The sequence below is a fragment of the Thalassotalea mangrovi genome (genome assembly GCF_005116735.1).
Taxonomy (GTDB): domain Bacteria; phylum Pseudomonadota; class Gammaproteobacteria; order Enterobacterales; family Alteromonadaceae; genus Thalassotalea_A; species Thalassotalea_A mangrovi.
On the sequence record NZ_SWDB01000031.1, the window covers coordinates 38,028 to 64,832 of the forward strand.

Here is a 26,805-nt window from a genome sequence, read left to right on the forward strand (position 1 = left end):
TGGCGTTGCGTGGTATATTTCAAGGCCAATTTCTAGCTGGTGAGTCAAAATGATTTGTGCTGTTTATCGAAGCCCTAAAAAGCCACAAACTTTCTTATACATTGTTAAACGTGACGACTTTTCTACCGTACCTGAAGCATTGTTATCTACATTTGGCACGCCGCAGCTGGTGACTCTGGTTAATTTAGCCGGCCGGAATAAACTGGCACTAGCAGATATTGAAAAAGTAAAAGCAGAACTGTTAGATAAGGGCTTTTATTTACAACTACCGCCCCCAACCGAAGATTTATTAAAGCAGCATAAGGCTGAGCAATTATCACAACAAGACTAAAAGGGGTTGCTATGTTTTCCACAAGCAAGTTTCGTCGACTGATTTTCCTTACCGCATTTTCTTCTGCGGCTTTCTCCAATGTGTCGTTTGCACAGAAAAACCTGACTCAGGAAGGTTTTGACCAGTATGTCGAAGGTCTGAAACAACAAGCCATTGCCAAAGGCTTCAGCCAGCAATTGGTCGACTCGGCCTTTGCCAACGTCGAATTTCACAAGCGCGCCATCAAAGCTGATAAAAACCAACCAGAACGAGTGGAAACCCTGGAAACCTATTTACCCGTTCGTGTTTCTGAGTGGAAGGTAAACAAAGCAAAAGAAATGATGAAGCTTCATCATAATGAGTTACAACGTGTTAGCAAACAATTTGGGGTGCAGCCACGATTTATTGTTGCCTTGTGGGGACTGGAATCAAATTTTGGCAACATCACCGGCAATTACAATGTGGTATCAGCGTTAAGTACCCTGGCATATGAGGGACGCCGCGAGAGCTTTTTTACCAAGCAATTGATGGATGCACTCACCATTCTTGATCAGGGGCATATCGCTGCCGAAGACATGAAAGGTTCCTGGGCAGGTGCGATGGGACACAATCAGTTTATGCCAAGCTCGTTCCTGGCCTATGCTGCCGATGGTGATGGTGACGGTAAAAAAGATATCTGGAATAACACCACCGATGTCTTTGCCTCTATCGCCAACTACTTAAAGTCCGTTGGCTGGGATGATTCCATTACCTGGGCCAGACAAGTGAAATTACCGGAAGATTTTGACTATTCGCTGGCAATTCCCCAGAACACCGGTGGACGATCTAACTGGTTAAAAGCATGGAAACGTACCGAGATGTCATTGGCTGACTGGCAAAAGGCCGGGGTAAGACGGTTTAACGGCCAGGATTTGCCTAAGGTGGATATCACTGCCGCGCTGGTATTTCCCGACGGTGAAAAAGGACGGGCGTATCTGGCCTATGATAATTATAAGTGCCTGATGCACTGGAACCTGTCGTACTATTTTGTTACCAGTGTTGGGCATCTGGCCGATCGCATTAAATTTAATCGCTAAGCAGGTTACAGACATTGAAAAAGACTCAGGTTGTAGAGTTTTGGAAAGAAAAAACGCTGTCGCAAATGAACCGAACCGAGTGGGAGGCTATTTGTGACGGCTGCGGTAAATGCTGTTTGCATAAAATCATCGAAGATGACAGCGACGATGACGGCGAAGAACACGAGCCCGTTGAGTCTTTGAGTCCAACCGACTACATTCGCGAAGGCGAGGAACTGTTATACACCAATGTGGTCTGTCATTTGTTGAATGATAAAACCTGCAGTTGCTCGAAATACAGTCAGCGAACAAAATTGGTCCCTGACTGTGTGCAGTTAACGCAAGACAACCTTGATGATATCTTTTTCATGCCACCGAGTTGCAGCTATCGACGCCTGCACGAGGGCAGGGGGTTACCATCATGGCATCCGCTGCTCAATAAAGGCAAAAAAACGGCCATGCATAAAGCCGGTATGTCAGTACGGGGCAAAGTGATGAAAGACGATGAAGTGGATATTCACGATTATGAGGATCATCTGGTCACCTGGCCGTTAGAGGATGTTGATTAAAACGTGGCTGGATGATTATGACGTGTCCCGAGACCTTTCCCCACGCCGTACACAAACTTTATCAATACCGAAAATCGATAAGTACCCGGCCATTTAACGCTCGTGGCGCTGGCGTTACGCGTTGTGAATACTGTCGTATCGATATTGATCACTGTATTTGTCCTTTAGTGAAGCCGCAATCCGCCAATGCCAGTTTTGCCCTGTTAATGTATGATGATGAGGTTTTAAAACCCAGCAATACCGGGCGCTTGATTGCCGATATCCTGCCAGATACAAAAGCCAGTCTCTGGCATCGCACCCAAGTTTGTGAGCAATTTAAGTCACTGCTTAACGATCCGCACTACCAACCAATCCTGATCTTCCCTGATGAATATGCGGTGCCTGAGCAACCACTTATGGGCATTGATGAGCTGGAAAAATTAGGCGTTGAGGGTAAACAGCGAGTCCGCAGACCATTATTTATTTTACTTGACGCCACCTGGCGTCAGGCTCGAAAAATGTATCGTAAAAGTCCATACTTGCATCACATTCCCATGCTGTCAGTGCCGGCGCAGTTAATGACTCGGGAGCCTGAATCAGCCGTAGGAGATATTACTGATGGGTTAGCGGGTTCCCGTTATCATGTACGAACAGCCCACAAAGAACAGCAATTGGCAACGGCAGAAGTTGCTGCCCGGGTCTTGCAGCTGTCCGGTAATCAGCGAGCCGGTGATGTGCTAAACCTGTGGTTTGATGTGTTTAGTTACCGTTATCAATGCGGGGTGAAGCAACCCAATCTCGGTGATAAAAGTGCCGTTCAGCGATATCAGCAATACCTTCAACAACATCCTTAGATACCGTCCCCAGCATTGACATCATTACCTGAAAAGGCGACAGTATTTGTAAAAAGATTAAGGATGTCATCAATGAAAGTAGTTAATGGTTCAGGTCAGTGTCGATATCAATTGCGGCGAATTGTTCCCGTGACAATCAGTCTGATAATCTCAGTATTGGCGTCAGCAAACGTTGCCGCAGAAGATGAAATTTATCTGGCGACGTTATCTCAGGATGAGGTAAGTGAGGTCGTCAATATTAGTAATCGTAGTGGCTATGACAACCAGCCACATTTTACCCCTGACTCTAAAGCATTGCTTTATACCGCGATGTACGCACAAGGGAATGGCGAAGAGACCAGGCAGCAGTCTGATAGCATGCATTATGATCTGGCAAGCGGCAAATTATCCAACCTGACTCAATCAGATGCCAGCGAATATTCACCCACCGTAACCCCGGATGGAAAGCACTTTAGTGTGATTCGTGTCGGTGCCGATGGACGTCAGTTATTGTGGCAATACCCGTTAAATGAACCGGGTGCCAAAGGAACCTCTTTATATCCAGAGCTATTTGATGTCGGCTATCACGTCTGGCTGAACCCGGATGAGTTGCTGTTATTTGTACTCGGTGAGCCAATGGCGCTGCAGCGTGCCAACATCAAGGAAAAAAAATCCGAAGTTATAGACACTCATATCGGTCGCACCTTACGCCAGGTCCCTGGAACTCAATTATTTAGTTATAACAAGGAACACGGCCAGGGCTGGCAGATGTATATCTATCATCAGGAACAACAAACAACCTACGGCAATATCAGCTTGCCATCCGAGAACATGTATTATGCCTGGCATCAGGACGGCTCTCTTCTAACGGCCATTGGCAACCAGGTTTACCAGGCAAAAGTCGATTTCAACCCGGATGCGCAGGCAATAACCCTCAAACAACCTAAAGTCAGTGGTGCTGACTGGAATGTATGGCACGACTTTTCCAATGAATGCGATGGCAATATTACCCGCATGGTAATGAGCCCAGATCAAAAGTATTTTGCTTTTGTCTGTAACTCGGTGGATTAAAAACGAGATACTCTGGATGGCTCTAAAGAGCGAACTGCAGCCGTTCAGTAGAGTCGAAACCTGAAGGGATAAGGATGAACATCGTCTAAGTTACCTGATTCACTGGTACTTTAACTGATTTGGTAAAGCTTAGCTCGCGCTCGTACCTCGCTAACTTTATTTGATCCCTTTTGCCGTTCATTGTGGCATTGGTTTTTGGAACAACGAACAATGCAAAATCTTCTTGAGCAATTAAAAGATAAAAGGTCTCCCAAAAGACGCTCTGCAGCAAAGAAGCTAAGAAAAATGAGTAATGTGGAAGCAGGTCCCTATTTACTTGATGCTCTAGAAAAGGAGATTAAAGATGTACGAACTTGGGAAACTCAGTATCAGATTATAATGGCTTTGGGAGAGTGTGGTTATACGAAAGCTCTGCCCTTTCTTATAAGGCTATCTGATAAATACTTCGAAGCCACAATGATTTACATGGCTTTAGGGGATTCAATTGTTAGGTTGTCAAAGCAGCATGAGAATGATGCATCTCCTGCTATAAATCTTCTCGACTCTGGAAACGAAAGTCTAGCCGATGGCGCACTCCGTGCTGTAGCAATGCTTCGGATGCAACCAAATAGAGAGCAGACTTCAGCAATTTTAGAATTTGTGTCTTCTTCCAGCTTAAATGAAGGTATTCGTTTTTGGGTAATCGCAGCGGCACCAGGTTGGGAAGGCGATGATGTTAAACATTTCTTAGAACAATGTAGGAACTCTAGTCGAGAAGAATTTAAGGACGCCGCGGAACTCGCGCTCAAGAAGAAGTATCGAAAATGGCACCCCCTTTAAAGACTAACAAAAGATTGCAGTGCGTTCCGGCTTACGAGCTCCAAAGTACACCACCAACTTATCGTACATTAGCAATTGCTAACGGGCCGAGTTATGGCCCATTTGCGACGCCGCCACAAATAACGTAACTTATTGAATACTATATAGTCGTAAACGGCTGTAGTGAGCGAACTAGAGTCACTCATTCGAACTGAATGGACTACAAATTAAACTAAAAAAGACAAATTATGACTCCCGAAGTAAAAGCAGCCATAACCTACTTTATGCTATGTTTTATTGCCTCCTGCGGAATGATAATCCACGGATATAACCTTAAGAAAAACAAAGTGACGTTGCCAACAGAAGACAGCGGTGACAAAGCTCAAATAGGACAACTTCTGATTGTGATTGGAGTTTTGACATTAGTATGGCAAGCCTATGAGTTATATCTGAAACTGATTTAAGTTGAAGAGATTCTTCTATAAAGGAACGTAGGTGGAATTACTGCTCATTTTGAAATACATCGGTATTACTTATTTTTGCCTTTTCGCAATACCATTGATTATCGGCAAATTTGCCACGTTTGCTCTAATGTTTCTGGAACGCTTAACCGATCATGATATTCACACTTACCTTACAGAAAAACATTACAAAGTCTCTCCAATTGAGGAGGTTCGATTCTGGGGTAGTGTCCTCGAAATTATTAACGAGATTATACTGAAGTTAATAGGTTCATTTAGTCATGTAGTGGTGATTTTTAGTTTTATAGTTTTACTGTGGGTAATGGTCAATATTCAACACTAATTCATGCTTAATTTGACTTTGTATATTAGCAATTGCTAACGGTCTGTTCCTGGCACAAAGCCGCCGTTTAGGCTGGCTCGAATTTTGCCAAAAAAACGAGATTACGGCCTACGCCGCAATGACGAATTTCAAGCTTTTCGACAGCGTCCTCACCGACAACGTCCTCAGCGATGAAATCCTCACCGACGCAGTCCTCATTCCAATAAAAAGCTCACTTCTGTTCCTGGTACGTTAGAGACATTCGGCTCTAGCTTAGATTCCCTATCGTGGCAGGGGATGATTCAAGGTTTTTTGCTTTTCCTTCCTCTTCCGCCAGCGAAGCTTACCTCACTCGGAGGGACGTTTTTTGTCCCGTACTCGAAACAATCTTTGATTGTGTGCTCGAAGTGGCGTTTTCTGCCACGTGCTCGGAGTATCGCTTGCGATACGTGCTCAGGGAGTTTTAACTCCCGCTATGCGCTGTAACCCTTTCTTATACCGCTTTGCATTTTCCACATAATGGCTGGCGCCCTGGAGAAGTTGCGCTTGCTGCTCTTCGCTTAACGTTTTTACCACTTTTGCCGGAGAACCGAGGACCAAAGAGCCATCAGGGATGACCATATTTTCGGTGACCAGAGCGTTAGCACCTATCAGACAACCTTTTCCTATTTTTGCGCCGTTAAGAACCACCGCATTGATGCCTATCAGGCTACCATCGCCAATGTCACAGCCATGCAACATAACTTTATGACCTATGGTAACGTTTTTACCCAGGCTCATCGGCATACCAGGGTCCACATGTAACACGCTGCCATCCTGGATATTGCTGCCTTCACCAATGGTTATCGTATCGTTATCGGCTCTGATCACAACGCCAAACCAGACTGACGAGTCCGCGTTTAAGGTGACCTGGCCAATAACCGTGGCATTGTCGGCAACAAAACAGGAAGGGTGTAATGTTGGTGTATATTCATCGAGTTGAAAAATCATAAATTATCTCGGGAAAGCCATAAGGCTGTAAGCTATAAGCTGTAAGGAATCTGGGCTATAAAGCTATAAGCCATAAGCTGTATGGCTATAAGCTGTAAGGATGTTGGGCTTTATAGCGTTAATGCTTTACCGCTTTACATCTCTATAGCGTTTCGACTTTACAGCTTTATAGCGTTACAGCTCTACAGCGTTTCCGTGTTACAGCCTTTTAAAAAACATTTTTATATTTCTATCATGTTATCAGTTGTTTGTAATTCAATTGTTAATTTTGTTATATTGGCGTTACCTGATTTAGATTGAAGGAATAATAATGTCTAACTCTGAGCAAAAGGTTTCAGAACGCCGTCAATATTTCCGTATTGATATGGAGTATGAAACCGTCGACTTACTATGGCGCGATGAAGAAGGCCAGTCCCACAAAGTGAAATCTGTTTGTCTTGATTTTTCCCGTGGCGGACTTCGCATCGAACATGAATTTGCCATAACGGTTGGCACCGAAGTCAGTATTTGTTTTCAGGCCGATCATCCTGAAAGCCAAACACTAGTCGCCACAGTTGTGCGTTGTATCGAGTTAACGGGTAATCGTTTCTCGATTGGCCTGCAAATGGTTGACTAACCCTCTATTTTTTAGCCCCCACTAAAAACGTATATTTAATAACAAGGAATTAAACTCATGATTGTTCTGGTTGGTGGTGAAAAGGGTGGCAGCGGAAAAAGCTGTCTGGCTCAGAATATAGGTGTTTATTTAGCTAAAGAAAAAAATGCCAGTGTGTTGATCGCCGATTGCGATCCACAAAGAACGACCTCAGACTGGATTCAGGCACGTAATAATGATCCCGACTTAGTAACGATTAACTGCATTCAGCTATACGGAAAAATCCGCAACGATTTATTAAGTCTTAATGAGCATTATGATTACGTAATCGTCGACTGTGGTGGTCAGGACAACCTGGCATTACGTGCTGCCATGTCCGTTGCTGAGCACGTATTGATCCCGCTGCGTCCGAAGCGTCGCGATATCAAAACAGCGCCACACATGGAAGACATGTTAAGCACCTGTAAAATGGTTAATCCAAAGATGATTGCTTCGTTTGTGATCACCCAGTGCCCATCGTTACCGAATCAGGCAGGGCGGATTATCGAAGCCAAGGAAGTATGTGCATCCTACGGTATCAACGTATTAGACTCGGTGACCTATAACCGTAACATTTACGATGACTCCGAAGAAAAAGGCACATCGGTTTTTGAAGCGGAACCCAATGGCAAGGCAGCTGAAGAAATTCGCGCGATTGCTAATGAGTTCTTATCGATTGAACAGGAACTGAGCTATGAGTTTAGCTGATCTGAAAAAGCAGGAAAAACCTAAGGCAAAAGTATGCTTTAGCGTCGATGATTTTATCGAAGATGCGAATAACTATGCCATGGGAAAACCGCAAATCGTCAGCGCCGAAGCCAGTCAGCAAGCGGAAAAGTTTAAAAAGCAGTTTGCTGAGGATAATCATTGCGAAGCGGGTACGCCATTCAAACATGCCACTTTTACCTTAAGTGATAGTGCCATCCAACAATTGAATGAGCTTTCCGAACAGACTCATATTCCTAAATCCCGTTTATTGCGGATTATGGTGCATGATTTCTTCTTCAATGAAAATCCAAATAAGTTTTTTCTTTCTGATATCAAATAGGGCTGCATTTGTCCTTTTGCCACGTTACCTGGCGATAGCGAAGAACAAGCTTTAGTGCGATGGAGCAGGGTGTTAAACTAATACCAATCCCATTAAGTTTGTGCACAACTCAGAGTTAGGGTCGAGGTTCATTTACAACATAGATTTTATTGATATAGTCATTCTATATTAATGAAATATAGGGCATTAAATGGGCCTCTCACTAACTCCCTACGGGTGAGTTTTAAAGGCGTTTATCCTGCGTTACTGATTTTGACAATGGAGTGACCATTCTCTGCAATCAAAGCCTTGTCTAAATGCCTTTAAATTCTCACTGAGTGAGCAATAATTTAATGGGATTGGTATAAAGCACCTATTTGTACTGACTATTCCCCTGAATAGGTCAGCATTGTCGTTTTCACCTTGTTACCTGATGCCACTGATTTATGCGCCTTGATAAATTTATTTGCCGTTGCAGCGAACTATCTCGCTCGGAAGCCAAAAAACTGTTGAAGCTCGGCGAAGTCCGAGTTGCCGGGACGGTTGTTAAAGACCCTGGGTTCCAGGTTTATCCAGAGTCCGACGTGACCTTATTTGATAATCCCCTGCGGTTTGAGCAGGCCCGCTACTATATGCTTCACAAGCCTCAGGACTGTATCTGCTCCAACATTGATGAACTGTATCCATCGGTGCTGCATTTCCTTGATGTCGACCGGGCATTTGATTTACACATTGCCGGTCGCCTTGATGCCGATACTACCGGGTTGGTATTGATAACCGACGATGGTCACTGGTCTCATCACATCACTTCGCCAAAAAAAGACTGTAATAAGCGCTACCGGGTCGTCACCTCAAAGGATATTCCAGAATCTGCCGTACAGGCATTTGCCGACGGCGTGCAATTGCAAAATGAAGCCAAACTCACCAAGCCAGCCAACCTGGAAATATTGACACCGCGGGAAGCTTTGTTAACCATCAGCGAAGGCAAGTACCACCAGGTGAAACGCATGTTCGCGGCCATTGGTAATCGCGTTGTCGGATTACACCGCGAACAAGTCGGTGATATCGAATTGGATCCGGATCTTGAGCCTGGGCAGTGGCGGCCATTGACGGATGCCGAAGTTGCATCGGTTACTCACAAGGCGTAAGTCAAATTGATAAAGAACCGTCGATCCCTGCCGGGGAAATATCTTTCTTCAGTAAATGCCGTGTAATCGGCTCGCTCAGCATAAGCTTTATTTGCCAGGTTCAGTGCTTTTAAGTCAATTCGCCAGTTATCATTGAGCTGGTATTGGTAATAGGCGTCATAAAGCACATGGCCATAATATTTATGCTGATTTTCAATGTCGGTGTAATAATGGCCCATGTGGCTGATTGCCAGCGATAGTCGATGGCTTGCAAATGGCTCATAGTCAAGGCGCCACCTACCGAACATGCGAGGCGCGGTATCGACAATATTCCCTTTGATTTGGGTGTCTAAACCGACCGGGTTATTGGCATAAGTGTGCTTGGCAAAGTTATACTCGATCTGGCTTTGCAAGGAATCCGTCAGGCGGTACAACCAGCTGATTTCAATACCGCTGTGGTCGGTTTTCGCGCCGTTGCGGGTGTACTGCTCACTATCGCGGAAAATCACATTCTGTTTCTGATAGTGATAGCCTGACAGGTTAAACTGATGGTCTTGCCAGTCACCGCGCCAGGTTAGCTCAATCCCCTGTATTCTTTCTGAATCCAGATCTGAAACCAGTTGTTCACCTTGCAATCGGTATAGTTCTGCAATCTGCGGTGGCCGGAAACCTTTCGACACAGTGAACAGCCACTGCTGTTGCTTATTAATGTCATAGATAACCCCCAGGTTGGCGGATAAATCCGTAAAGGTGTTAATGGCGTCTTCCGGCCTGGTATAACGACATCCGCCAAAGCCACAGGTATTCCCTTGTTCATCGACCCGACCACTGTTCATACGATTATCGTAATCATAACGAGAATATTCCGCCCTGACTCCGGCATTAAGTTGCCAAAGTGAATTCAGTTGCTTGTGCATTTGCACATATGCGCCACTGTTAACAGTCGTAACCTGAAAGTCATATTGTTTACCTTCCGGTATTGTAGCCATCAAAAATGCCGAACCCTGAGTTGGCGCAAACTGCTCTTGCACAAGTTCAATATCCGCCAAATCCGCATCAAATCCAAAGCTTAACGTCCCCCACAGATCCGATTGCCACTGATTTTTCCACAGCGCGCCAATACTACGGTGCTCATTGGTCTCCAGTGGTTTGCCTGGTAAGAAGTGTAACAGGAACTCCATCTCAGAATACCTGGCATAGGGCGTCAGTTGGCCAAAGGTTGCATTCTCGCCGAGCTGATATTGCTGGCTTAACCGCAGAGCCCTGAGATTCCGATACGCTTCTGGGTTCGGGTTACTTCGTGCCAGTACACTGTCCTGGTAACTGTTAAGTCCGGTGATATATCCGGCGGTATTCTGATTGAGATTAACCGCCGTTAATAGGGTGTTTTGCAGGGATTCGCCTGTATCACCAGAGTAGGCCAGGCTAAATTTTTGCCAGTCGGCCTGAGAGTCATCACTATAACCATCTTCATGAAAAATCGTCGTAGTGGTCGCCCAGTTTTTACCGGCTGTCTTTAATCCCAAACGTCCGTAGCCATATTCGCCTGCCTGTAAGGAAAGTTCAGGGTTCTGGTTAATACTGGCGGGATTAATAACATTAATGGCACCATGCACGGCGTTACTGCCGTAGAATCCGTTACCCGGGCCCTTTTGCACTTCAATTAATTGCGCCTGTTCATGATGAGACTCTATCAGGCCATTAACATTACAAAAGCTTGCCGGACGAATCGGCACATTATTTTCCAGCAGCAAAATTGCACCGCATGCGCCGCTTCCGGTTAATATAGGAGAGCGGATAGAAGACAGGTATTCCTGACCACTGCCACGGTTAATGTTTACGCCTGCAATGCCGTTAAGTACCTGTTGGATATGAGCAATATTCTCCCGTGCAAGGGTGTCGGTATCAATTCTGCCGATATTGATTTGCGAATTTCTGGTTTTGGTTGCCTGGCGTTGTGGGGTGATCAGAATGGTTTCGAGAATATCCTTTTCCGATGCTGCTGATTGCGGTTTATCGGCATGGATAGTGGGTACCGATGCCCCTTGCTCGGACGCAGAAATCGGGGGGCTGGCAATAAGTAGCAACGATGGCAACAATGCCCGACTGGCTTTTAACATAGTTGTTTTTTTCATGGAGCTAGCGCTCGGTTTCGAGCAGTGCCCCGGCGTTGATTAACGACAGTCAGGCCGGGGATAAGGTTTCATCGCGGTTATTTTTGTTTCGGAGACGCGGCGAACTTAGCTTTTTGTTCTTCTGTGGCCGGTAACTGATATTTTTCTTTCCACTCGTCGTAGGGCATGCCGTACACGGTCTCGCGAGCTTCATCAAGTTCCATATCTACGCCCAGTTGTTCGGCTTCTGCCACCATCCATTTAGAAAAACAGTTGCGGCAAAATCCGGCCAGATTCATTAAATCAATGTTCTGTACATCCTTGCGATTATCCAAATGGGCAAGTAAACGGCGAAAAACGGCGGCTTGGATCTCAGTGGATTTATCCATGGTTTAGTCCTGTGTTGAAGTCGTTGTTGGTTTCAAGGGCGTATCTGAAACTCCCTGGCGTTGATTGATGCGTCTTGCCAATACCAGAAAATAATCAGACAAGCGATTTAAATAGGCGATGATCAGCGGCGACGCCAGGCCTTGTTTATTGAGGCGCACGGCAATACGTTCGGCACGTCGACAGATGCTGCGACAGATATAGGCAAGCGCGGCATTGGTGTCACCACCAGGTAAAATGGCACTGTTTTGATTTGGCAATAACGCCAGTTTAGCATCAATCCAGTTTTCTAACTGTTGAATTTGCGTATGCTCAACCGGACAGGCATTGCTATCACTGAGGCTTAAGGCATACAGCTGACGCTGAATTTCGGCAACTTCACCAAGTGCCGGTGAATCCAGGGTCAGTTTCGACTTCAGTAACCCAAGGTTAGCGTTTAGCTCTTCAGCGGTACCATAGAACTCGATGACAAGGTCATCTTTGCTAACTTGTGTGTGTGGATCCGCTGGTAAACAGGTGCTGCCCTTATCACCTTGCCGTGAGTACAACGAATGACTCATTATTTTCTAACTCCCCAATATTTGCGGCATCAGCCTCTTTGCGGGCTGTTATGCCAATTATTCACCGGTTAAGTCATAATCGACTTGTTCAGAATCTTCTTTTTCAAAGCGACGGATTTGCACGACCATTCCCATAAAAGGGTGGTCAAAATAATGCAATTCTCCAGAAATCACCCGGCGATTTTGTTTAAACGGAATCGATGTCACGATGTTATCGATTGCCGCGGTATTATTTTTTTGAGCGGCCTTGATAATGTCTTCGGTCAGAGGTCGGTAGACATTAAAGTCGCCGTTAATAAACAGGTAGTGATCGAGATGCACTTTAAAAAAGCCCTCGATGAACCAGTCCTGCGCCGGTCGCTCAACGATTTGTGCCAGCTTCTGGGCTTTTTGTTGCTTTTCGATGGACTGTTGTTGCTGCTTTAACGTTGCCAGAATTGGTTCAACATCAATATTGTCATCGGCAGATTGCAATAAGGTAATAATACGCTGCAGGTTTGCCTGAATTTGCTCCTCATTAGCCAGCGAGGTGTTCACCTGCTGAACTTTTTGCTCCAGCATTAATGCATTTATCGCCTGTGCCTGGGCGGCGTATTGATAATTGATATTGTCGCCGGCCATCAGCTTGACGGGCAGAGCCTGATCTTTTCCTAACACCGGTTGGCGCCAGCCTATGTGCATTAGCGGGCGAAAATGCTTAGAGCGAGCAAGACTGCGATAGATATGGCCCAGTTGCAGGGCATCCTGTTGCAGTAAGTATGCCTGCTCTGAATCGCCCTGCGGCCGACCTTCAATAGTGGTAGGTATGTAAGCCAGCCCGGATAAGTCACCTTCGGTAAGTTGATCAAATAATTCTGGCGCCTGTCTAGGCTTGCAACCTAGTTCAACGTTCAGGGATTTTATTTCTGCATCTTTTAAGGTTGCGCCATTGCTGGCCTCTAGCAGATAAGCTTTGTCACTGGCGCGGGCTTGATTAGGCTCCTTCGAGGTGCATTCTGGCAAGGCGTGCTGATAATTTTTTAACTCATACAAATACGGCTCGATCAGGTCGATTCGCTGACCGTGATACGGTTTTACGATATCCGTGTCAAATTGCTCGTTAGAGGCATACTGGCTCTGCAGTTGCTGGACTAGAATTACCTCAATCTCGAACCAACGAGGCTGCTCGCTGTCATCACTCTCGGCAGCTTGAACCGAAGCGACCATGCCGGACGCAGCGGTCAGGCTCAGCAGGGTTGAGGTAAGCAGTTTTTTTACTAAGCGGGTCATTGTTTTTGGTTTGGTTATTAGCGTCATATATCATCCAATTATGCGGAAAAATCAGCAAGCATTTGCTGTACCAGCTGTAGTCTGGCTTTATTATCTGCTGTGTCTTTCACAAATTTTAATTTACTGGCACCATCCATTTTAAACACCGTCGGTTGTTTTTGAATCAGGCCAATAATAACCATTGGATCGATTTGCGTGTGTTCGGCAAATTCCAGTGAACCACCTTTGGGGCCCGCATCGATTCGGGTAATGCCTATAGTTTCTGCTTTTAAGCGAAGTTTGGCAATATGAAAAATGTTTTTCGCACTTTGCGGTAATAAGCCAAAGCGGTCAATCAGCTCAACCTGAATATCATCAAGCTCCGCCTCGCTTTTACAGCTGGCGATACGTTTATAAAATGACAGCCGGGTGCTGACATCGAAAATATAATCGTCCGGAAGCAGGGAGGGGAGTTTCAAATCGACCTCGGTCTGCTGGGCGGTAAGATCTTCAAGGCTGGCCTGTTTGCCATTTTTCAGGGCGTTAATGGCCTGATCTAACATTTCCATGTATAGGCTAAAGCCGACGCTGGCCATCTGGCCACTTTGATCTTCGCCGAGCAGTTCACCGGCACCGCGAATTTCTAAATCGTGAGTTGCCAATGCGAAACCGGCTCCCAAATCTTCCAGAGAGGCAATGGCTTCCAGTCGTTTGTGAGCATCCTTGGTCATTCGCTTCGGATGCGGTGTTAACAGGTACGCATAGGCCTGATGGTGCGAACGTCCGACCCGCCCGCGCAGTTGATGCAATTGTGCAAGGCCGAGATGATCGGCACGATCCATAATGATGGTATTTGCTGTCGGCACATCAATGCCGGTTTCAATAATCGTAGTACAGACCAAAACATTAAAACGCTGGTGATAGAAATCACTCATGATCCGTTCCAACTCACGTTCCCGCATTTGTCCATGGGCGGTTACGATTTTCGCTTCCGGTACCAGCTCCTGAATCTCCTGAGCGGTTTTTTCAATGGTCTGTACATTATTGTGCAGGAAATATACCTGACCACCGCGGAGAACTTCCCGTAAAATCGACTCACGGATCAGCGCATCATCGCGTTGGCGCACGAAGGTTTTGACCGCCAGCCGTTTGGCCGGAGCGGTGGCAATGATTGATAGATCGCGCATGCCGCCCATCGCCATGTTTAGGGTTCTTGGGATTGGTGTTGCGGTCAGGGTGAGAATATCAACATTGGCTCGAAGCTTTTTGATTTTCTCTTTTTGCTTCACTCCAAAGCGATGTTCTTCATCGACGATCAAAAGGCCCAAATCGTGAAAGCGGATATCATCGGACAGTAATTTATGGGTACCAATCAGAATATCGACCTTACCATTGCCGATTTGCTCAATGATTTGCTTTTGTTGTTTCGGGGTTTTAAATCGTGACAGGACTTCAATATTAATTGGCCAGTTGGCAAAGCGGTCGCGGAAGTTTTCATAATGTTGCTGGGCGAGCAGGGTAGTAGGTACTAACACTACCACTTGTTTATTGTCATTGGCTGCGACGAACGCAGCACGCATTGCCACTTCTGTCTTACCAAAGCCAACATCACCGCATACCAGGCGATCCATCGGTTTATCATCGAGCATGTCACCGATAACATTATGAATGGCCTGCAACTGGTCTTCGGTTTCTTCAAAACCAAAACTTTCGCTGAAATTCAGGTAGTCCTGTTTATCACGTTTAAACGCATAGCCACTGGAGCTTTCGCGTTTTGCATAAATATCTAACAATTCGGCGGCTACATCGCGTACTTTTTCCGCGGCTTTTTTCTTGGCTTTATTCCAGGCGTCAGTACCCAGGCGATGTAATGGCGTGCTTTCGCTATCACTACCACTATAACGGGATATCAGGTGTAAAGAAGCGACCGGAACATAAAGTTTGGCATCATTGGCATAGCTGAGCACCAGAAATTCGGTGGCGATACCGGCGTTTTCTAGCGTTTGTAGCCCCTGGTAACGACCGATACCATGTTCAATATGAACCACCGGCTGGCCAGGCGTTAATTCGGTAAGGTTTTTGAAAATCGCTTCGCTGTTGGTTTCCTGAGCCTTACTGCGACGCCGCGACTGACGCACCCGGTCGGCAAATAAATCGTCTTCACAAATAATTACCCAGGACTGTTGCGGATCGTCAATGTTAAAGCCATTGGCCAGGCCATTGACGGTAATGCTTATTGCTACCGGATCGGTGAAAGCATGCTTGAGGCTACTGCGTTTCTGCGGTTTTATCCGTTCGCGCGCAAGAAGCTCCATCAGCGTCTCCTGACGCCCCGGGCTTTCGGCAATGAATATCACGTTAGCGTTGCGTTTTTCCTGTTCAGCAAGCAAATCGGTTAATTTCTGCAATGGATGTTTTAGCTGGTGGTTAACCGCAACGTCTTCCAGGGGGGCGAGATTGAAGCGACAATCGGCAGCGCCGCCGGGCTCAACCGGGCCTTTACAAAGAATCCTCGGATACGCTTTGAATTTGCCGAATAGCTCTTCTACCGGAATAAACAGCTCGTTTGGCGCCAACAATGGGCGCAGAGGATCGTATCGCCGGTCTTCATAGCGGTACTGGATATCAAGCCAGAACTGTTGCAGGTGCTTTTCTACATCACCATGGATGACGATTTGCAATTTGCCCGGTAGATAATCAAACAGGGTCTGGGTGTTCTCAAAAAACAGTGGCAGATAATATTCAATACCCGCTGGCATTATGCCCTTACTGACCTGGTGGTAGACCGAATCTTTTTCGTTACTGGCATTCAGTTTGTCGCGATATTGTTGACGAAACAGGTTAATCGCTTGCTGGTCATTGCCAAATTCGTGGGCCGGCAGCAGTTCGATTTTATCAAGCTGGTCGCCACTGCGCTGAGTATCAGGGTCAAACAATCGAATGGAATCAATTTCGTCATCAAAAAAATCGAGTCGATACGGTAACTGACTACCCATGGGGTATAAATCAAGGATGGCGCCACGAGCGGAAAACTCGCCATGTTCCATAACCTGGGCTACTGCCCGATAGCCGCATGACTCGAGTTCCTGGCGCAGTTGATGCTGGTCTTTCTTCTGGTTCTGGGTGATCAGCAGGCTGTTCGCCTCCAGGTATTGGCGCGGTGCCAGGCGGTGGCTTAGGGTATGAGCGGGAACAATGACAATTCCTTTTGCCATTCTCGGCAATTGATAAAGCGTCGCCAGGCGCTGGGATATAATGTCCTGGTGTGGAGAAAAGCTGTCATAAGGTAAGGTTTCCCAGTCGGGAAACAAACAGATATCGAGCTGGTCGTCATTTATGGAATTCAGTTCATGCTCGAGCTTAAGGGCCGATGCGGTATCTTCACAGACCACTAACAAGATTTGTTCAGCGCTTCGAGCCGCCTGATACAGGGCTAATGAATCACTGCTGCCCGGAAGTTGCTGCCAGACTTTTTTATCGGCGCTGTTATTGGTCGATTCCTGTGCCAGAACCGGGCTGAAAATACTGCAGTCTTGGGTCATGATACCTTCTGTCTGTGTCATCACACGGCACTGTCGCATAGCAAAGCATGCAACATCGGTGTGGAATAATTGGGACTTGCTGTCTGTTTGGGTATAGATGCCAGCAATTCTATAGCTGCACAGATTGTAATTAGATCTCAAAGGGATGCAAGTGCACTGTGGTAAAGGTTATGAGATTAATTGTGACCTTTGTCGGTTTGCGCCTTGTACTTAGGGCGGCGAACTTTTATCATCAGGTCAATTCTCTTAAATTTATAAAACTAAATGTTTCAACCGGTTAGTCTGTTCATTGGCCTGCGTTATTCGCGCAGCCAAAATCGTTCTGGATTTGTATCCTTCATTACCTTCTTTTCAATTGCTGGAATTCTCTTGGGTGTGACTGCATTAATTACCGTGGTATCAGTGATGAATGGGTTCGAAGGACAGTTAAAAAAACGAATTCTGGGTCTGGTCCCGCATGCTGTTCTAAGCGCACCTGAACCGATTGAAAATTGGCGACAGGTCGCCGAACAACTACAAGCCAATCCTCAGGTCCTCAAAGCCACCCCTTATCTTGAAAGTGAATCGCTAGTGCAGTCAGCATCGCAACTCAAGGGGGTGTTGATGCAGGGTATTTTTCCGGAATATGAAAAAGATAGTTCGATCATCGCCGAAAATATGCAGGTCGGTCGTCTTGAAGATCTAGTCGCTGGCGAATACAACATGGTGATAGGCGCCTCGTTAGCCCGGGAACTGGATGTGCGTGCCGGTGATAAAATTCGCTTGTTGCTGCCAACGAAAACGATATTTACGCCGATGGGCCGGGTGCCGGTGCAACGGACATTTACCCTGAGCGGAATCTTTTACCTGGGTTCGCAGGTCGATAACCAAATGGTGCTTATCCATGGTCAGGACGCAGCAAGGTTACTTCGACTTGATTCGGATGGTGTCAGTAATATTCGTTTGTATCTTGATGATGCGTTTCGTGCCAAAGAGCTGGTAAGCGATTTACAGGTAGCGCCGATGAATGAAGAATTTCAGTTTACAACCTGGGATAAAACCCAGGGAAATCTGTTTGCGGCGGTAAAGGTTGAAAAGAACATGATGTGGCTGATGCTGTCGCTGATCATCGCCGTTGCTGCCTTTAATATCGTTTCCGCATTGGTGATGGTCGTCATCGACAAACAAGGCGAAATTGGCATATTGCAGACCCTGGGGATGTCCCCGCAGGGTGTTTTGAAAATATTTATGACCCAGGGCATGGTAAATGGTATCTGGGGCACGATTCTTGGCTGCATTGCCGGCGTTTTGGTGACATCAAACCTAAATAGCCTGCTGTCAGTGTTTGGAGTCAATGTCTTAGGTTCAGGTTTTATTATGCAACAATTGCCAGTCGAGCTTCGGTGGCAGCAGGTGGTAATTATTCTATTGTCCGCATTATTGATGAGTTTTCTGGCAACATTATATCCCGCCTATCGGGCCTCCAAAACTCAACCAGCAGAGGTATTAAGGAATGAGTAAGGTTTTAGCATGTCAGGGGCTGGTAAAAGAATATCAGCAGGGACCACAGATCACCAAAGTGCTGCGCGGCCTGGATCTTGAGGTTGCTGACAAAGAGCTGGTTGCCGTTGTCGGTAGCTCGGGCTGTGGAAAAAGCACGTTTTTACACCTGGCCGGTGCTTTAGACACACCTACCTCTGGGCAGGTGTATATTGATGGCGTCGATATTTATCAACTGTCAGCAAAAAAACGCGCACGTTTTCGCAATGAAAAAATCGGCTTTATCTACCAGTTCCACCATCTGATGATGGAATTCAGCGCCTTGGAAAATGTCGCAATGCCGTTATTGATTCGTGGTGATTCACCTGTGGATGCGAAGCAACAAGCTTCGCAAATGCTCGATAAAGTCGGGCTTTCTCATCGTCTTGGACATCGACCTGCACAATTATCTGGCGGCGAACGTCAGCGCGTGGCAATTGCCCGGGCACTGGTGACAAAACCATCCCTGGTACTGGCGGATGAGCCTACCGGGAATCTCGACTTTGATACTGCTGAGCAGATATTCCAGTTAATCTGCAAGCTCAATCAAACCGAAGGAACTTCCTTTGTGGTCGTCACTCACGACCTGACCCTGGCATCGCGTATGGGCCGGCAACTAAAACTTGACCATGGCAAATTGGTACAGATGGAAACTGCGGCGACAAATGTAACACCGGAGTCAGCATAGTCATGTTCAAACCGTTAAGTTTATTTCTCGGCATCCGTTATGTTCGCAGTCGTCACGGCCAGGGCTTTTCGTCGTTTATCTCCGCGTCATCGACCTTAGGTATTGCCCTCGGCGTGATGGTGTTAATCATTGTGCTGTCAGCGATGAATGGGTTTGAAAGAGAGTTAGCCAAACGGTTGTTGTCGGTAGTACCGCACGGTGAGTTTATTACGGTGCTGGATCCGCTCGATAACTGGCAGGAACAGATAAATACCATTGACGACCACCCGGATGTCATTGCCGCTGCACCTGTGATTAAGCTCAATGGTATGCTGCAAAAGGGAGAGAAACTAAAAGCGTTGGAGGTCCGGGCCGTTGATCCGGAATTGGAGCGTAAGGTTTCCGACATCACCCAGTTTATTGCGAAAGGACAATGGCTCGACGATCACGGCCAGACATTAGTGATTGGCCGCGGCATTGCCAGCAAGCTTGGGGTGAAGCCGGGGGATACGGTACAGCTTTTATTACCCAGGGAGCAGGGAGAACAGGGACTATCGACGCGTTTTGCGGCGCCAATGAAAAAGAATATGACCATCGTTGGTGTCTTCGACTTTGGCGGTACCATTGATGATTCAATGGCCTTTATGCCACTTGCAACCGGGGCCGAATTCCTCAATCTGGGCGATAAGGTTCATGGCATCCGCATCAGCGTCAGCGACGTATTCCAGGCTCCGAAAGTCATTGCTGAAATTGGCCATAGCCTGGAAATTTATGTTTATATGCACGACTGGACTCGCACCCAGGGTCATTTGTTTAACGATATCCAACTGGTTCGAACAGTGATGTTTGTTGTGATGTTGCTGCTTATTGCGGTGGCCAGCTTTAATATTGTGTCGAGCCTTATCATGGCGGTGAATGAGAAAAAAGGCGATATTGCCATTCTCAAAACCATGGGAGCGACACCGCAGACCCTGATGCTCGCATTTATCGTCCAGGGATTGGTCAATGGAATCTTAGGTTGTTTGCTTGGTGGCCTGGCCGGGGTGTGGTTATCGCAGCATCTGACTGCCATTATTCGTCAAATTGAACAGTGGTTCGGAGTGAATTTCCTCTCCGGAGACATCTACTTTATTGATTTTTTACCGACGCATTTGCAAGCTTCTGATGTGATCACTACCATTTGTGCAGCTTTGCTGCTGAGCCTGTTAGCTACTCTTTATCCGGCCTGGCGAGCCACTAAGGTTGAACCCGCGCAGGTTCTTGGCCACGTTTAACGCCGATAAGCCCATCATTTGTTATTGAGCGCCCAAATGGCGGCGCTCTCTCTTCTACAATGAAATAGTCACAAACTTATGGTGATGAGATTCCGGTATTGCCAGCCGAACTGGGAATTAGGAATTACGTTGTTTGCGGTTACGCCAGTTTCTCGACACATTAAGTTTCCACAATGTGCTGATACCCAGGTAGCCAAGGGTTGAAAAAAATACAGCACAAACCAGACACCCTAACAAAAATGGTGCCCAGACGGCGGTCAGGCTTTCGGTTATCCATGCCCAGCTTAACTGGAAGGTAAATTCTTTAGGCGGCACATTCAGTAATAACGTCCCGAGTTTATAACAGCCATAAAAAATAGGAGGGATTGTAATCGGGTTACTTAACCAGACTAAAGCCACGGATAAAGGCAGGTTGGCGTGCAACCAGATAGCGGTACCGGCCGCCAGTAACATCTGAAAAGGAACCGGTACAAATGCCATAAACAAGCCGATCGCAAAAGCTTTAGTTACTGAACGGCGATTGAGATGCCATAAATTACCATCGTGCAGAAGGTCTCCAAACACCTGCAGGTGCTTGTGGCTTTTTAGTGTGTGATGGTCTGGCAACCAGCGTTTAATCAGTTTTTTCGGCATAGGGTTATTGAATAAGGACCAGGTTAGCTTAGTTAACTTAGGAATTATTACAGGATAATTAACACAATGGAAAAGTGGTTACTCTCGTTCATCCTAGGAGCCATATTGTCGCTATTTTTGCCGACAGTACCAGAAGTTTTTTCGATTATCATCACTTTTACCCTGGGACTGGCTTTTTTACTGGTGAAAAAGCTTCGCTTTGTTAGTGGCTTGTTAATTGCGGCAGCGTATATCTGGTGTCAGGCCGATCTGCATTATACCGTATTGGCGGCAAATGCACCGGCAACAAAAAACCTGTTTAGCGAACCGATGCGGATTGATGCAACGATTGCCACCTTAATCGATAAGCAAACGACCGACAAACGCTTCACCGTTATCGTCGATGCAATAAATGATGAAAAGCTAGTTCAGCCGTTCAAGGTGCGCTTGAGCTGGTATCGTAACAGTCCGGCATTGTCCCAGGGAAATCGCATTGCGGCATGGGTGAAGTTAAAGCCGGCGCATGGGTTTGCCAATCCTGGGAGCTTTTCATATCAACGCTGGCTGTTGGTAAGCGACATTGTAGCGACTGGCTACGTGTTATTTGACCCGCCTCATACCACAGCTGATATATCGGCCACCGTCACAATGGCACAGCGTATTCGTAATCAAATAGATGCTTTTATCCCTGAATCTGAGGTGAAACCGCTGATTTTTGCTTTGACACTCGGCGATCGGCAGGCGTTTACTGCAACTCACTGGCAGGTGCTACAATCCACCGGTACCGCCCATTTGATGGCGATTTCAGGTTTGCACCTTGGCATCATCGCGGCCTTAGGTTACTGGTTAGGGCGCGCCTTGGTGTTGCTTTTACCAGTAACTCTGCTGCAAACCGCACCCGCGTTTTATGTGCCGGTAATGTGCAGCCTGTTAAGTGCTCTGGCATATGCTCATCTGTCGCAGTTCTCGACACCAACCGTACGGGCACTGCTGATGTTAATGTTATTTTGGCTAATTCGACTCAGTCATGGCAGGCTAAGCCTGTGCCTTTGGGTGCTGGCAGGAATGGTTTTAGTGATTGTGGTTCAGCCGTTCAGCCTGGTGTCGCCGTCATTCTGGCTGTCCTTTTTGGCATTGCTGAGTATTTTAATTTGGGTGTACTGGAGCCGGAGTTCGCAACCACCTGGCATAATTACCAGAATCTGGTGGTTTGTCAGGTTGCAGCTGGCTCTTGCAGTGATGTTATTGCCGATAAATTTAGTGCTATTTGGGCAGTCCTCATGGCTTCCCTGGCTGGCAAATTTGTGGATATTGCCCTGGTTTAGTTTGCTCCTGATGCCAACATTAATGCTGATGGTTCTGGTATCTTCGTTGTTTCCTTTACTCGCCAGCTACCTGGCGATGTTCAGCCACTGGCAGCTGGCATTTATCTGGGAACAATTACGTTGGCTCGATTCTCAGCAAATTATGGTCCTGTCCCGCAGTTATCAAACAGCGCTATGTTCATTGACTCTAATGGCGATGGTGATGACCGTGTTATTCAGGTCAAAAACAATGAAACGCAATATCGCCCTATTGGCCGGTGCTTCAATGCTAATGTATTTCATCGTATTACCAGCGCATCAGCACGCAAACAGGCATCGATGGACGATGAGTATCCTTGATGTTGGCCATGGCCTGAGTATCGTAGTTGAGAAACAGCGCCGCGCCTTAATTTATGATACCGGAGCTCGATTTTTCTCGGGGCAAAGCATCGCCAGCTCTGTGGTCATTCCATTTATGAAAAGTCAGTGGTTGCAGACCCTGGATTATCTGGTGATCAGTCACAGCGATAACGACCATGCCGGCGGCATGATGGATATTCTCGCAGACTTTTCGCCAACCACAGTAGTGGCGAATATCCCTGCATCGGATGATATCTATAAAGTAATTGAGCAACGAAAAACGGGAAATGTTAGCCAATCTTGTCAGTTCCCCAGGCGATGGTCATGGCAGGGTTTAAGCTTTGAGGTGCTATGGCCTGATTTACCTCGTTGGCAGGAAAATGAAGATTCCTGTGTATTGCTCATATCTGACGGCGCCACCAATGTGTTGCTAACGGGGGATATTACCGCTGCGGTTGAGGCAAAACTCCTACCCAGGCTGATTCAGCACAAAATCGATATTCTGGTAGCACCTCATCATGGTTCGCGAACCTCATCCTCAATTGCGTTCGTGGACGCATTGCAACCTGAGCATGTGGTTTTTTCAACCGGATATATGAATCGCTGGCAGTTACCGGCAGATGATGTGGTGGCTCGATATCAACAGGCCAACGTTAAGATGCATAATACCTCGGTATCGGGGATGGTAAGGTTTTCGATCGATCAGCATCGCGTGAATAATGTTATCGCCAGTCATTACCGTCAGGACCTGGCACCGTTATGGTTTTTAAATCAGTTTGCTACACTTGCTCAGGATAAACCGTGAACGAATGTCGATGTCCAATTGCCATAGCCATTTGCTCAACCTGAACGGCAAGAATGTTTATGCCCTTAATGTCTATTGCTTTTAAATGTAGTGCGATTGCTGAATAAAAAATCATCGTATATCTCACTGTCAATTCTCGCGAGATGAGAAATCTGCTGAGGTAATTGCTATAAGCTAGTTATTTAGTTGGTAGATCAGGCGATTATCGTTAGAATACAGCTGTATTGTTTTACTTGAGAGTTTTAATGCAAACTACAACGTCTTTAGAAAGTCATACCACTAAAGAGAGCCGTACCTGGCCCAATTTTCGACGCCTGATGACCTATACCCGGGGCCTCAGAGCCGGGTTAATCTTATCCATTGTAGGTATGCTCGGTTACGCTAGTATCGACACTCTGTTTTTTTCGCAACTTAAACCTCTGATTGATGAAGGATTAACCCAGGAAAATCCGGATATTCTTAAATACGCTCCGATATTCGTGTTAGTTGCTTTTTTATTCCGTGGTATTTTTCATTTTATCGGTACCTATTGTCTGGCCTGGGTTGGCAACCATGTGGTGATGAAACTGCGCCAGGAATTATTTGAACATATTCTCGCCATGCCGGTGTCATTCCACGACAAAGAATCTACCGGTGCTTTAATTTCCAAGCTTACTTATGATACCGAACAGGTACTTAATACCACCTCAAAAGCGGTCTTGACCTTAGTTCGCGAAGGTGCGTTCGTGATCGGCTTATTAGGCCTGATGTTTTACTATTCGTGGCAATTATCATCGATATTTTTGCTGATCACTCCGGTTATTTCGGTGATTGTAGTGATTGTCTCAAGACGATTCCGGGCGGTGAGTAAACATATTCAGCAAGCGATGGGCGAAGTGACCGGCGCTGCCGAACAAAGCTTTAATGGTCATAAAGTGGTCGTGACATTTGATGGCCAGGTTCGGGAAAATGAACGGTTTGCGAAAATAAATAATCAAAACCGCTCGCAACGGATGAAAATGGCTGCGGCTAAGGCGATCAGTGTGCCGGTCATTCAAATCATCGCTTCATTCGCACTGGCGTTTGTGCTCTATATCGCCAGTATGGAAAACATGATGGCGAACCTGACACCAGGTATTTTTACCACCGTAGTCACTTCCATGATCATGTTACTACGGCCATTAAAACTGCTCACCACAGTGAACAGCGAATTTCAAAAAGGCATGGCCGCCTGTACCAGTATTTTTGAAGTGCTGGATCAACCGATTGAAGCGGATACCGGTACCCTGGATATTACCCGTAGCCGTGGTGACATCTCCTTTAAAAATGTCAGCTTTTCCTATGACGGAACCGAAAATCCGGCGCTCGATAATGTCAGTTTTGACGTGCCTAATGGCACTACGCTGGCACTTGTTGGGCGTTCTGGTTCCGGTAAATCCACTATCAGTACCTTGCTACTGCGTTTTTACAGCGCTACCGACGGCGAGGTGACAATTGACGGTGAAAACATCGAAGCGTATCGCCTCAAACCGCTGCGTAAGCAGTTTGCTTATGTATCACAGCAAGTGGTGTTGTTTAATGATACCTTAGCCAACAATATCGCTTATGGTCGCCCGGATGCCAGTGAACAGGAAATTATCGATGCAGCCAGACACGCTCACGTACTGGAATTTGCAGAAGACCTGCCGGATGGCTTAGAAACGGTGATTGGTGAGAATGGCTCGATGCTCAGTGGTGGTCAGCGACAGCGGGTGGCGATTGCCCGGGCGTTGCTTTGCGATGCACCAATATTAATTTTGGACGAAGCGACCAGTGCTTTGGATACGGAATCGGAACGACACATCCAGGACGCATTAAAGTTCCTGCAGCAAAACCGCACCTGTATCGTTATTGCCCATCGATTATCAACCATCGAAAGTGCTGATAACATTGTTGTCATGGAAAAGGGTAAGCTGATTGAACAGGGCAACCATCAGCAGCTACTGGCCAAAGACGGCGCTTATGCGCAACTTCATAAGTTTCAGTTTGGGGCGTAACGTCTTGCTTAAGGTTGGTTATACCAGGTCAAAAGGAAGGGCTGGAACATGCGCTTAATTGAACAGGCCTGGTATCAGAATCACTGGCTTAGGTGGCTGCTGCTTCCCTTGTCATTGTTGTTCTGGGTACTGTCTTCGCTCAGAAAATGGGCGTACGCATCAGGCCTGAAGAAAAGTTTTAACGCCGGTGTGCCGGTGATCATTGTCGGAAACATAGGGGTTGGTGGCAATGGCAAAACGCCGGTGGTTATTTACCTGGTGAAATTACTGCAACAGATGGGCATCACGGTCGGCGTAACCTCACGGGGCTATGGCGGTAATGCCGAGTCCTACCCATTGACGGTGGAGGCAGACACTCGTGCAGAGCAGGCTGGCGATGAACCAGTATTAATTTATCAGCGTTGTCAGGTTGCAACGGTAATAGGTCCGGATCGGGTAGCCAACTGTCAGCGTTTGGTTGAGCAGGGTTGCCAGGTGATCATTAGTGATGATGGCTTGCAGCATTACCGATTACAGAGAACCCTGGAGATCGTGATCATTGATGGCCAACGACGATTTGGCAACGGTTGGTTGTTACCGGCAGGGCCGTTACGGGAACTCCCTTCAAGATTAAAGCAGGTTGACGCTGTCATTTGTAACGGCGCAGAAGCGCAGGGCGACGAATTACAATTGACACTGCAACCGGGACACCTTGTTCATGTTGCCTCAGGTAAGACATTATCGGTGGATGAATTTCAGCAAGCCCATGGTAAGCAGGCCCAGGCGCTCGCCGGAATCGGCAACCCACAACGTTTTTTCGACACATTGGCGGCGCTGGATTTTCAATTGCATAACCCATTGGGATTTGTCGACCATCACAAATTTATCGCCACCGACTTTGAGCAGTTTTCCAGTCAGCAGCCACTGTTGATGACAGAAAAGGATGCCGTCAAATGTCGGGAGTTTTGTCCGCAGAATGCCTGGTACTTGCCGGTAGACGGCGTATTGAATGAGGCAGATGCACAACATTTAACCCAATTAATTAACACGAGAGTATTGAACTAATGGCTTTTGATATCAAACTGATCGATATTCTGGCTTGTCCGATTTGTAAGGGCAAACTGGCTTATGATAAAGAACAACAAGAACTGATCTGTAAATTTGATCGCCTGGCCTATCCCATCGAAAAGGACATTCCGGTATTGCTGGAAAACCAGGCCCGAAAAATTGCCAATGACGAGTAA

The 26,805-nt window shown here is 46.6% G+C and carries 25 protein-coding genes; 18 read left to right on the forward strand and 7 right to left on the reverse strand.

The features are described 5' to 3' along the window. The first annotated feature begins 49 nt into the window (after nt 1-49). The 7 genes from E8M12_RS12860 (at nt 50) to E8M12_RS12890 (ending at nt 5,079) form a co-directional block, all read left to right on the forward strand. Nucleotides 50-331, forward strand: a complete 282-nt coding sequence (locus E8M12_RS12860; protein WP_136736608.1) for a YcgL domain-containing protein — start codon at nt 50-52, stop codon at nt 329-331. A gap of 11 nt (nt 332-342) precedes the next feature. Continuing rightward, nucleotides 343-1,386: a lytic murein transglycosylase gene (locus tag E8M12_RS12865; RefSeq protein ID WP_136736609.1), complete on the forward strand. Its 1,044-nt coding sequence runs from the start codon at nt 343-345 to the stop codon at nt 1,384-1,386. A gap of 14 nt (nt 1,387-1,400) precedes the next feature. Beyond that, a complete protein-coding gene (locus tag E8M12_RS12870; RefSeq protein WP_281277720.1) occupies nt 1,401-1,934 on the forward strand; it encodes a YcgN family cysteine cluster protein in 534 nt (177 codons plus the stop codon). Nucleotides 1,935-1,951: 17 nt separating this feature from the next. Beyond that, a complete protein-coding gene (locus E8M12_RS12875) occupies nt 1,952-2,767 on the forward strand; it encodes a tRNA-uridine aminocarboxypropyltransferase (RefSeq protein WP_136736611.1) in 816 nt (271 codons plus the stop codon). A 72-nt stretch (nt 2,768-2,839) separates the two neighbouring features. Next, on the forward strand, nt 2,840-3,817 hold the full coding sequence (locus tag E8M12_RS12880; RefSeq protein WP_136736612.1) for a TolB family protein: 978 nt from the start codon (nt 2,840-2,842) through the stop codon (nt 3,815-3,817). 210 nt (nt 3,818-4,027) lie between these two features. Next, on the forward strand, nt 4,028-4,636 hold the full coding sequence (locus E8M12_RS12885) for a HEAT repeat domain-containing protein (RefSeq protein ID WP_136736613.1): 609 nt from the start codon (nt 4,028-4,030) through the stop codon (nt 4,634-4,636). Between the two features lie 227 nt (nt 4,637-4,863). Beyond that, nucleotides 4,864-5,079, forward strand: a complete 216-nt coding sequence (locus E8M12_RS12890) for a hypothetical protein (RefSeq protein ID WP_136736614.1) — start codon at nt 4,864-4,866, stop codon at nt 5,077-5,079. A 772-nt stretch (nt 5,080-5,851) separates the two neighbouring features. On the opposite strand, the gene E8M12_RS12895 is transcribed toward E8M12_RS12890, so the two are convergent. After that, complete coding sequence (locus E8M12_RS12895) at nt 5,852-6,388, reverse strand: gamma carbonic anhydrase family protein (RefSeq protein ID WP_136736616.1); 537 nt, start codon at nt 6,386-6,388, stop codon at nt 5,852-5,854. A gap of 310 nt (nt 6,389-6,698) precedes the next feature. On the opposite strand from E8M12_RS12895, the gene E8M12_RS12900 reads away from it, so the two are divergent. The 4 genes from E8M12_RS12900 to rsuA all read left to right on the forward strand — a co-directional run bounded on the left by E8M12_RS12900 (nt 6,699) and on the right by rsuA (nt 9,197). Further along, entirely contained in the window at nt 6,699-7,004 is a 306-nt protein-coding gene (locus E8M12_RS12900; RefSeq protein WP_136736618.1) for a PilZ domain-containing protein, read from the forward strand. 57 nt (nt 7,005-7,061) lie between these two features. Next, nucleotides 7,062-7,730, forward strand: coding sequence for an AAA family ATPase (locus E8M12_RS12905; RefSeq protein ID WP_136736620.1), 669 nt, complete (start codon nt 7,062-7,064; stop codon nt 7,728-7,730). Beyond that, complete coding sequence (locus E8M12_RS12910; protein ID WP_136736622.1) at nt 7,717-8,070, forward strand: ribbon-helix-helix domain-containing protein; 354 nt, start codon at nt 7,717-7,719, stop codon at nt 8,068-8,070. Before E8M12_RS12905 ends, E8M12_RS12910 begins: the two co-directional genes overlap by 14 nt. Before the next feature lie 425 nt (nt 8,071-8,495). After that, on the forward strand, nt 8,496-9,197 hold the full coding sequence (rsuA, locus tag E8M12_RS12915; RefSeq protein ID WP_136736623.1) for a 16S rRNA pseudouridine(516) synthase RsuA: 702 nt from the start codon (nt 8,496-8,498) through the stop codon (nt 9,195-9,197). On the opposite strand, the gene E8M12_RS12920 is transcribed toward rsuA, so the two are convergent. From E8M12_RS12920 to mfd, 5 genes are all read right to left on the reverse strand, one after another. After that, the gene (locus E8M12_RS12920) at nt 9,185-11,311 is read right to left on the reverse strand and encodes a TonB-dependent receptor (protein ID WP_136736625.1); all 2,127 of its coding nucleotides are present in this window, start codon (nt 11,309-11,311) and stop codon (nt 9,185-9,187) included. The genes rsuA and E8M12_RS12920 overlap by 13 nt on opposite strands. Nucleotides 11,312-11,388: 77 nt before the next feature. Further along, complete coding sequence (locus E8M12_RS12925) at nt 11,389-11,679, reverse strand: DUF1244 domain-containing protein (protein ID WP_136736627.1); 291 nt, start codon at nt 11,677-11,679, stop codon at nt 11,389-11,391. A 3-nt stretch (nt 11,680-11,682) separates the two neighbouring features. Continuing rightward, nucleotides 11,683-12,237, reverse strand: a complete 555-nt coding sequence (locus tag E8M12_RS12930; protein WP_136736629.1) for a cob(I)yrinic acid a,c-diamide adenosyltransferase — start codon at nt 12,235-12,237, stop codon at nt 11,683-11,685. Nucleotides 12,238-12,294: 57 nt separating this feature from the next. Beyond that, complete coding sequence (locus tag E8M12_RS12935; RefSeq protein WP_169303140.1) at nt 12,295-13,506, reverse strand: CsiV family protein; 1,212 nt, start codon at nt 13,504-13,506, stop codon at nt 12,295-12,297. A 38-nt stretch (nt 13,507-13,544) separates the two neighbouring features. After that, nucleotides 13,545-17,027 carry a transcription-repair coupling factor gene (gene mfd / locus E8M12_RS12940; RefSeq protein ID WP_136736632.1) on the reverse strand — a complete coding sequence of 1,161 codons (3,483 nt, stop codon included), beginning with the start codon at nt 17,025-17,027 and terminating at the stop codon, nt 13,545-13,547. 264 nt (nt 17,028-17,291) lie between these two features. Here mfd and E8M12_RS12945 point away from each other — a divergent pair, with 264 nt between their 5' ends. From E8M12_RS12945 to lolE, 3 genes are read left to right on the forward strand one after another with little or no spacing between them, the layout of a single operon-like run. Next, nucleotides 17,292-18,527 (forward strand): lipoprotein-releasing ABC transporter permease subunit, encoded by a 1,236-nt coding sequence (locus E8M12_RS12945; RefSeq protein ID WP_136736634.1) that lies wholly within the window; start codon nt 17,292-17,294, stop codon nt 18,525-18,527. Continuing rightward, a complete protein-coding gene (lolD, locus tag E8M12_RS12950; RefSeq protein WP_136736636.1) occupies nt 18,520-19,233 on the forward strand; it encodes a lipoprotein-releasing ABC transporter ATP-binding protein LolD in 714 nt (237 codons plus the stop codon). Before E8M12_RS12945 ends, lolD begins: the two co-directional genes overlap by 8 nt. Nucleotides 19,234-19,235: 2 nt before the next feature. After that, nucleotides 19,236-20,486 (forward strand): lipoprotein-releasing ABC transporter permease subunit LolE, encoded by a 1,251-nt coding sequence (gene lolE, locus E8M12_RS12955; RefSeq protein WP_136736638.1) that lies wholly within the window; start codon nt 19,236-19,238, stop codon nt 20,484-20,486. A 117-nt stretch (nt 20,487-20,603) separates the two neighbouring features. On the opposite strand, the gene E8M12_RS12960 is transcribed toward lolE, so the two are convergent. Continuing rightward, entirely contained in the window at nt 20,604-21,119 is a 516-nt protein-coding gene (locus E8M12_RS12960; RefSeq protein WP_136736639.1) for a DUF2062 domain-containing protein, read from the reverse strand. A gap of 66 nt (nt 21,120-21,185) precedes the next feature. Here E8M12_RS12960 and E8M12_RS12965 point away from each other — a divergent pair, with 66 nt between their 5' ends. The 4 genes from E8M12_RS12965 to E8M12_RS12980 all read left to right on the forward strand — a co-directional run bounded on the left by E8M12_RS12965 (nt 21,186) and on the right by E8M12_RS12980 (nt 26,805). Continuing rightward, a complete protein-coding gene (locus E8M12_RS12965; RefSeq protein WP_136736641.1) occupies nt 21,186-23,567 on the forward strand; it encodes a DNA internalization-related competence protein ComEC/Rec2 in 2,382 nt (793 codons plus the stop codon). Nucleotides 23,568-23,812: 245 nt separating this feature from the next. Continuing rightward, nucleotides 23,813-25,582, forward strand: coding sequence for a lipid A export permease/ATP-binding protein MsbA (gene msbA / locus E8M12_RS12970; RefSeq protein ID WP_136736643.1), 1,770 nt, complete (start codon nt 23,813-23,815; stop codon nt 25,580-25,582). Nucleotides 25,583-25,630: 48 nt separating this feature from the next. Beyond that, entirely contained in the window at nt 25,631-26,626 is a 996-nt protein-coding gene (gene lpxK, locus E8M12_RS12975) for a tetraacyldisaccharide 4'-kinase (RefSeq protein ID WP_136736645.1), read from the forward strand. Continuing rightward, nucleotides 26,626-26,805, forward strand: coding sequence for a Trm112 family protein (locus tag E8M12_RS12980; protein ID WP_136736646.1), 180 nt, complete (start codon nt 26,626-26,628; stop codon nt 26,803-26,805). The genes lpxK and E8M12_RS12980 overlap by 1 nt, the downstream gene beginning before the upstream one ends.